Genomic DNA, 6412 nt, shown 5'->3' with positions numbered 1-6412 from the left:
TTATGCGGTATTAGCTACCGTTTCCAGTAGTTATCCCCCTCCATCAGGCAGTTTCCCAGACATTACTCACCCGTCCGCCACTCGTCACCCGAGAGCAAGCTCTCTGTGCTACCGTTCGACTTGCATGTGTTAGGCCTGCCGCCAGCGTTCAATCTGAGCCATGATCAAACTCTTCAATTTAAAGTTTGATGCTCATCGAATTAAACTTCGTAATGAATTACGTGTTCACCCGAGAGACCTGGTATTCATTTTTTGTCCGAAGACATCAAGAATCCATGTCACCTGAGTGCCCACACAGATTGTCTGATAAATTGTTAAAGAGCAGTGCCGCTGCGTTTTCGCTGCGGCGCGGGGTGTGCATATTACGCTTTCCCGCCGTGAAGTCAACTGGTTATTTTCAGATTCCTTCACCTGACAGGCCGGTGTGTTTGCCGTTGTGCCGTGTCAGTGGAGGCGCATTATAGGGGGTTAATTCCGGCTGACAAGCATAAAATTCAAAAAAATTATCGTTTGATTACTTTCCAGGCAAGCCAGCCTCTAAAGGCTAATTTTTGCCTGGTTTTTATACAAAAACGAGCCCCTGAGGGCTAATGCTGCTCACTTAAGGAATCGAGACCTGAAATTCAGGTCTCAGATGAAAGGAAACGGGACGGTAAACCTGATTTCTTCGTTATCCCTCTGAGCATTAATATGAATTTTTATTCATAAAATGCTTAAGTGACTGGCATTACCCCTGAGGGCTCGTTTTCTTTATTTTGTGACTTACTGCACTGCCACAATACGATCGTCTTTTACGACAAGCTGCAGCGTTTTGCCTGGTATCAACTCACCAGACAGTATCTGCTGTGCCAGTGGGTTTTCGATCTGCTGCTGGATAGCGCGTTTCAACGGACGCGCGCCATACACCGGATCGTAACCATTTGCGCTCAGCAGTTTTAGCGCTTCATCAGAGATTGTCACTGTATAACCGCGCTCTTCCAGGCGTTTGTACAAACGCTGCAACTGGATCTGCGCAATAGAAGCAATATGTTTTTCACCCAGCGGATGGAAGACCACCACTTCATCAATACGGTTGATAAACTCCGGACGGAAGTTCTGGCTCACCACCCCCAGTACCAGTTCCTTCATATGCCCATAATCCAGCTCGCCAAAACGTTCCTGGATCAAATCGGAACCGAGGTTGGAAGTCATGATCACGACAGTATTACGGAAATCCACCGTTCTGCCCTGTCCATCCGTAAGACGACCATCGTCAAGCACCTGCAACAGGATGTTGAATACATCCGGATGTGCTTTTTCCACTTCATCCAAAAGGATGACAGAATAGGGGCGACGACGAACCGCTTCCGTTAAATAGCCACCTTCTTCATAGCCGACATATCCCGGAGGTGCCCCTACCAGCCTGGAAACGGAGTGTTTTTCCATAAACTCAGACATGTCGATACGCACCATTGCATCGTCGCTATCGAACATAAAGTTAGCCAGCGCTTTACACAGTTCGGTTTTCCCTACCCCGGTTGGCCCAAGGAACAGGAACGAACCGATCGGGCGATTCGGATCTGACAGACCAGCACGGCTACGGCGAATAGCGTTCGATACTGCTTCTACCGCTTCATCCTGACCAATCACACGATGATGCAGGTCATGCTCCATACGCAGCAGTTTTTCACGTTCACCTTCCATCATCCGCGACACCGGAATACCGGTCCAGCGTGCCAGCACTTCGGCGATCTCAATATCTGTCACTCGGTTACGCAACAGACGCATAGTTTTGCCTTCAGCCTGGGTTGCCGCTTCCAGCTGTTTTTCCAGTTCAGGGATTTTCCCGTACTGCAATTCCGACATCCGTCCAAGATCGCCATTACGCCGAGCCTGTTCTATCGCGATTTTCGCCTGTTCCAGTTCAGCCTTAATGGTCTGGGTGCCGGAGAGAGAAGCTTTCTCGGCTTTCCACTCTTCTTCTAATGTCGAATACTGACGCTCTTTATCTTCCAGCTCTTCATTAAGCATTTCGAGGCGTTTCTTACTCGCTTCGTCAGACTCTTTCATCAGCGCGCGCTGTTCCAGTTTGAGCTGGATAATGCGGCGATCGAGCCGGTCAAGTTCTTCCGGTTTAGAGTCAATCTGCATACGAATGCTGGATGCAGCTTCATCGATCAGGTCGATAGCTTTATCCGGCAACTGGCGGTCGGAAATATAACGATGCGACAAAGTTGCCGCCGCGACGATCGCCGGGTCAGTAATCTGCACATGGTGGTGCAGCTCATAACGTTCTTTCAGGCCACGCAGAATCGCAATGGTGTCTTCCACTGTCGGTTCAGCAACCAGCACTTTTTGGAAACGACGCTCCAGAGCAGCGTCTTTCTCTATATATTGACGATACTCATCCAGCGTGGTGGCACCGACGCAGTGCAGTTCGCCACGCGCCAGCGCTGGCTTCAGCATATTACCCGCATCCATCGCGCCATCGGCTTTCCCGGCGCCAACCATGGTATGCAGCTCATCGATAAACAGAATGACATTGCCTTCCTGCTTCGAGAGATCGTTAAGCACACCTTTCAGACGCTCTTCAAACTCGCCACGGTATTTCGCCCCGGCCACCAGCGCGCCCATGTCCAGCGCCAGAACGCGCCGACCTTTAAGCCCTTCCGGCACTTCACCATTAACAATGCGCTGCGCCAGTCCTTCAACGATAGCGGTTTTACCCACCCCCGGTTCACCAATTAACACCGGGTTGTTTTTAGTCCGGCGTTGCAGCACCTGTATGGTACGGCGGATCTCTTCGTCACGGCCGATAACCGGATCGAGCTTGCCTTGCTCGGCACGCTCGGTCAGATCGACGGTGAATTTCTTCAAGGCCTGACGTTGGTCTTCAGCCCCTTGATCGTTCACGTTTTCCCCCCCACGCATTTGTGCAATGGCCTGAGTCACATTCGCCGTAGTTGCGCCCGCTGATTTCAGTAAATCGGTCAGCGTACCGCGAGACTCCAGTACCGCCAGAACGAAGAGTTCAGACGAAATAAAGTTGTCACCCCGTTTTTGCGCCAGCTTGTCGCAAAGATTGAGCACCCGCACTAAATCCTGAGAAGGCTGCACGTCGCCGCCGGTGCCTTCCACCAGCGGTAAACGGCTTAATGCCTGTTCAACGGCTGTACGTAGCGCGCCAGCGTTAACGCCGGCAGAGGTTAATAAAGGAAAAACCGAACCGCCTTCCTGCTTCAGCAAGGCACTCATTAAATGAAGAGGTTCGATAAATTGATTGTCGTGCCCCAATGCGAGCGACTGGGCATCGGCAAGAGCAAGCTGGAATTTATTGGTAAGACGATCCAGACGCATAACTCCTCCCATAACAGGTCAAAATTGCTACTGGAGATTAAATGAGGTCATCCCTCAATTATTCAAGGTTAATGACCTGAATTATGCAAAAGAAAGTATATGCGAACTGGATCGTCTTGATTCTTTAGGTTATATCAGCCAAATAAAACTTGCCATACGACCGGTTATCTTGTCCCGGCGGTATGAGAAAAAATCATCCTTTTGACTGAATGTGCAATGCTCGCCGCCGAATACCTGCTGAACACCCACTGACGACAGACGCTGGCGCGCGAGCTGGTAGATATCAGCGAAATATTTCTCACCGTGCGAACGAAAAGCACGATCGGCCTCAACATCATGCGCCATAAATGCCTCGCGCACTTCTGCGCCGACTTCAAATGCCTGCGGCCCGATCGCCGGCCCTAACCAGGCGAGCAGGTTTTCCGGCTTGTCGGTAAAACAAGCAACTGTCTTTTCCAGCACGCCCGCACACAACCCGCGCCAACCGGCATGGGCAGCAGCGACTTCGGTTCCATCACGATTGCAAAACAGAACAGGCAGGCAGTCGGCGGTCATCACTGCGCAAACCGTACCGGGCGTGTTGCTGTACGACGCATCCGCCCGTTTAGAGGTATAAGACCCGCCATCAAGCAGCAGCACGTCAGTACCGTGTACCTGCTCAAGCCATACCGGCCTGGAAGGCAACCCTCCCTCGGCAAACATGCGTTTGCGATTTTCTTCCACATGCTCAGCATCGTCGCCACAGTGGGCACCGAGGTTTAGCGAGTGATAAGGCGGCAAGCTCACACCGCCGATACGGGTTGAACTGCATGACGCCACGCCTTTCGGCTGCGGCCAATCAGGGAGGATCAGTTTGGTCATAACCAGGCGACATCGTCCTTATGGGTTTCAAAATCCGCGCGCATAGCAGCAATCAAATCCACCATGTCCTGCGGAATAGGCGCGTGCCACTCCATCTCAATGCCGCTGATAGGATGGTAAAGACGCAGCATCGTAGCGTGCAGAGCCTGACGATCAAACTTGCGCAGCGCATCGATGAACTCGTCAGAAGCGCCTTTCGGCGGGCGCGGACGGCCACCATAAAGCTGATCACCAACCAGCGGATGAGTGATATGCGCCATATGCACGCGGATCTGGTGGGTGCGGCCGGTTTCCAGACGCAGACGCAGACGCGTGTGCACACGGAAGTGCTCCATGATGCGATAGTGCGTTACCGCCGGTTTACCCATCGGATGCACCGACATATGGGTACGCTTAGTCGGGTGCCGGCTGATAGGTTCTTCAACCGTACCACCTGACGTCATATGCCCAATCGCCACCGCTTCATATTCACGCGTAATTTCACGCAGTTGCAACGACTCGACCAGCCGCGTTTGCGCCGGGATTGTTTTCGCTACTACCATCAGGCCAGTGGTGTCTTTGTCCAGACGGTGCACGATCCCCGCGCGCGGAACATCAACAATCTGCGGATAATAGTGCAGCAATGCATTCAGCACCGTACCATCCGGGTTACCTGCGCCAGGATGGACAACAAGGTCACGCGGTTTATTGATCACGATAATGTCATCATCTTCGTAGACGATGTTCAGTGGGATGTCCTGCGGTTCGAAGCGCGCTTCTTCTTCAATTTCCACATCAATAGTGATGCATTCTCCACCCAACACTTTCTCTTTCGGCTTATCGCAAATACTACCGTTGACCTCCACGTGCTGGGCGAGAATCCATTCTTTTATTCGCGAACGTGAATAATCCGGGAACAATTCGGCCAAAGCCTGATCTAAGCGTTGACCGAGTTGGTTTTCGGACACCGTTGCGGTGAGTTGTACTCGTTGTGCCATATACAGCTTCTTCGTTAACGTTGGGTTTTACGGCTTCGCCGTATAATATAGTGTGCTATTGTAGCTGGTCTTAGTCGGGAGCAGGAATAAAGAATCTCCCGCATACACATTCTGAGGAAAGTCTAAACGTCATGACGCGCTTGAAATATCTGGTGGCAGCCGCCACGTTGAGTCTGGCTTTGGCGGGTTGCTCCGGTTCAAAGGAAGTGGTGCCTGATAATCCACCAAATGAAATCTACGCGACTGCCCAGCAAAAACTGCAAGACGGTAACTGGAAGGCGGCAATAACGCAACTAGAAGCACTGGATAATCGTTATCCGTTTGGTCCGTACTCACAGCAAGTGCAGTTGGATCTGATCTACGCCTACTACAAAAACGCCGATTTACCGTTGGCGCAAGCCGCGATTGACCGTTTTATTCGTCTGAACCCAACCCATCCGAACATCGATTATGTGATGTATATGCGTGGGCTGACCAACATGGCTCTGGACGACAGCGCTCTGCAAGGGTTCTTTGGTGTGGATCGCAGCGATCGTGACCCGGCGCATGCGCGTGAGGCATTCAATGACTTCAGTAAACTGGTACGTGGCTATCCGCAGAGCCAGTACATCTCTGACGCCGCCAAGCGTCTGGTGTTCCTGAAAGATCGTCTGTCGAAATATGAACTGTCGGTGGTGAATTATTACACCGATCGCGGTGCCTGGGTTGCTGTTGTCAACCGCGTAGAAGGCATGCTGCGTGATTATCCGGATACGCAGGCGACGCGTGATGCGCTGCCGAAAATGGAGAAAGCCTACCGCGAGATGCAAATGAACGCGCAGGCAGACAAGGTTGCGAAAATTATCGCGGCCAACAGCAGCAATACATAAATATCTGAAACACAAAACGGCAGCCAATGGCTGTAATGCCAGTCAGTTAAGCAACTGACTGGCTCTTTTTCGGGGCTGTGGGGTATTTCCAGGGCCTCTCCTTTACCACTCTCGGGAAGGCCCTTTCCCTTCTTGTCGGTAATTTCACAAGTTGTCCCATACTTGCAAGATCGCGCATCAGCTCCGGTATACGTCCCGGTGATGCGCCCTGCAATGTCATCAGCATTCTCATCACCATTCCGCATGATTCTGAGAAACTCAGTTGATTCGGCCAGTAACCTTTCAGATGTTCCGCCATTTTAATCATCTGATATCTCACCAGATTATAAGCCAGTAAGACACCCCACAGCTCTTGCTCCACAAGCTCCG

General features: G+C 51.7%; 4 protein-coding genes, 1 rRNA gene and 1 pseudogene. 1 reads left to right on the top strand and 5 read right to left on the bottom strand.

Annotated features, from left to right (window positions below; all coding sequences use genetic code 11):
- The 4 genes from GA0061070_RS23620 to rluD form a co-directional block, all read right to left on the bottom strand.
- A 16S ribosomal RNA gene (locus tag GA0061070_RS23620) occupies window positions 1-180 on the bottom strand; the annotation flags it as partial.
- A gap of 582 nt (window positions 181-762) precedes the next feature.
- The gene (gene clpB, locus GA0061070_RS23615) at window positions 763-3336 is read right to left on the bottom strand and encodes an ATP-dependent chaperone ClpB (protein WP_090138914.1); all 2574 of its coding nucleotides are present in this window, start codon (window positions 3334-3336) and stop codon (window positions 763-765) included.
- A 129-nt stretch (window positions 3337-3465) separates the two neighbouring features.
- The gene (yfiH, locus tag GA0061070_RS23610; protein WP_090138912.1) at window positions 3466-4197 is read right to left on the bottom strand and encodes a purine nucleoside phosphorylase YfiH; all 732 of its coding nucleotides are present in this window, start codon (window positions 4195-4197) and stop codon (window positions 3466-3468) included.
- Window positions 4194-5174: a 23S rRNA pseudouridine(1911/1915/1917) synthase RluD gene (gene rluD, locus GA0061070_RS23605; protein ID WP_090138910.1), complete on the bottom strand. Its 981-nt coding sequence runs from the start codon at window positions 5172-5174 to the stop codon at window positions 4194-4196. Before rluD ends, yfiH begins: the two co-directional genes overlap by 4 nt.
- A gap of 131 nt (window positions 5175-5305) precedes the next feature.
- On the opposite strand from rluD, the gene bamD reads away from it, so the two are divergent.
- Window positions 5306-6043 carry an outer membrane protein assembly factor BamD gene (gene bamD, locus GA0061070_RS23600; RefSeq protein ID WP_090138909.1) on the top strand — a complete coding sequence of 246 codons (738 nt, stop codon included), beginning with the start codon at window positions 5306-5308 and terminating at the stop codon, window positions 6041-6043.
- A 46-nt stretch (window positions 6044-6089) separates the two neighbouring features.
- On the opposite strand, the pseudogene GA0061070_RS23595 reads toward bamD, so the two are convergent.
- Window positions 6090-6412: pseudogene (locus GA0061070_RS23595) on the bottom strand (IS4 family transposase); the annotation flags it as partial.

The organism is Kosakonia oryziphila, from assembly GCF_900094795.1.
GTDB lineage: Bacteria > Pseudomonadota > Gammaproteobacteria > Enterobacterales > Enterobacteriaceae > Kosakonia > Kosakonia oryziphila.
This window is presented reverse-complemented; position numbering and strand designations above follow the sequence as displayed.

What these genes read in the sequence shown, in the direction of transcription:
- bamD (WP_090138909.1), top strand. Translation starts at nt 5,306, where the DNA reads ATGACGCGCTTGAAATATCTGGTGGCAGCCGCCACGTTGAGTCTGGCT.
- rluD (WP_090138910.1), bottom strand. Translation starts at nt 5,174, where the DNA reads ATGGCACAACGAGTACAACTCACCGCAACGGTGTCCGAAAACCAACTC.
- clpB (WP_090138914.1), bottom strand. Translation starts at nt 3,336, where the DNA reads ATGCGTCTGGATCGTCTTACCAATAAATTCCAGCTTGCTCTTGCCGAT.
- yfiH (WP_090138912.1), bottom strand. Translation starts at nt 4,197, where the DNA reads ATGACCAAACTGATCCTCCCTGATTGGCCGCAGCCGAAAGGCGTGGCG.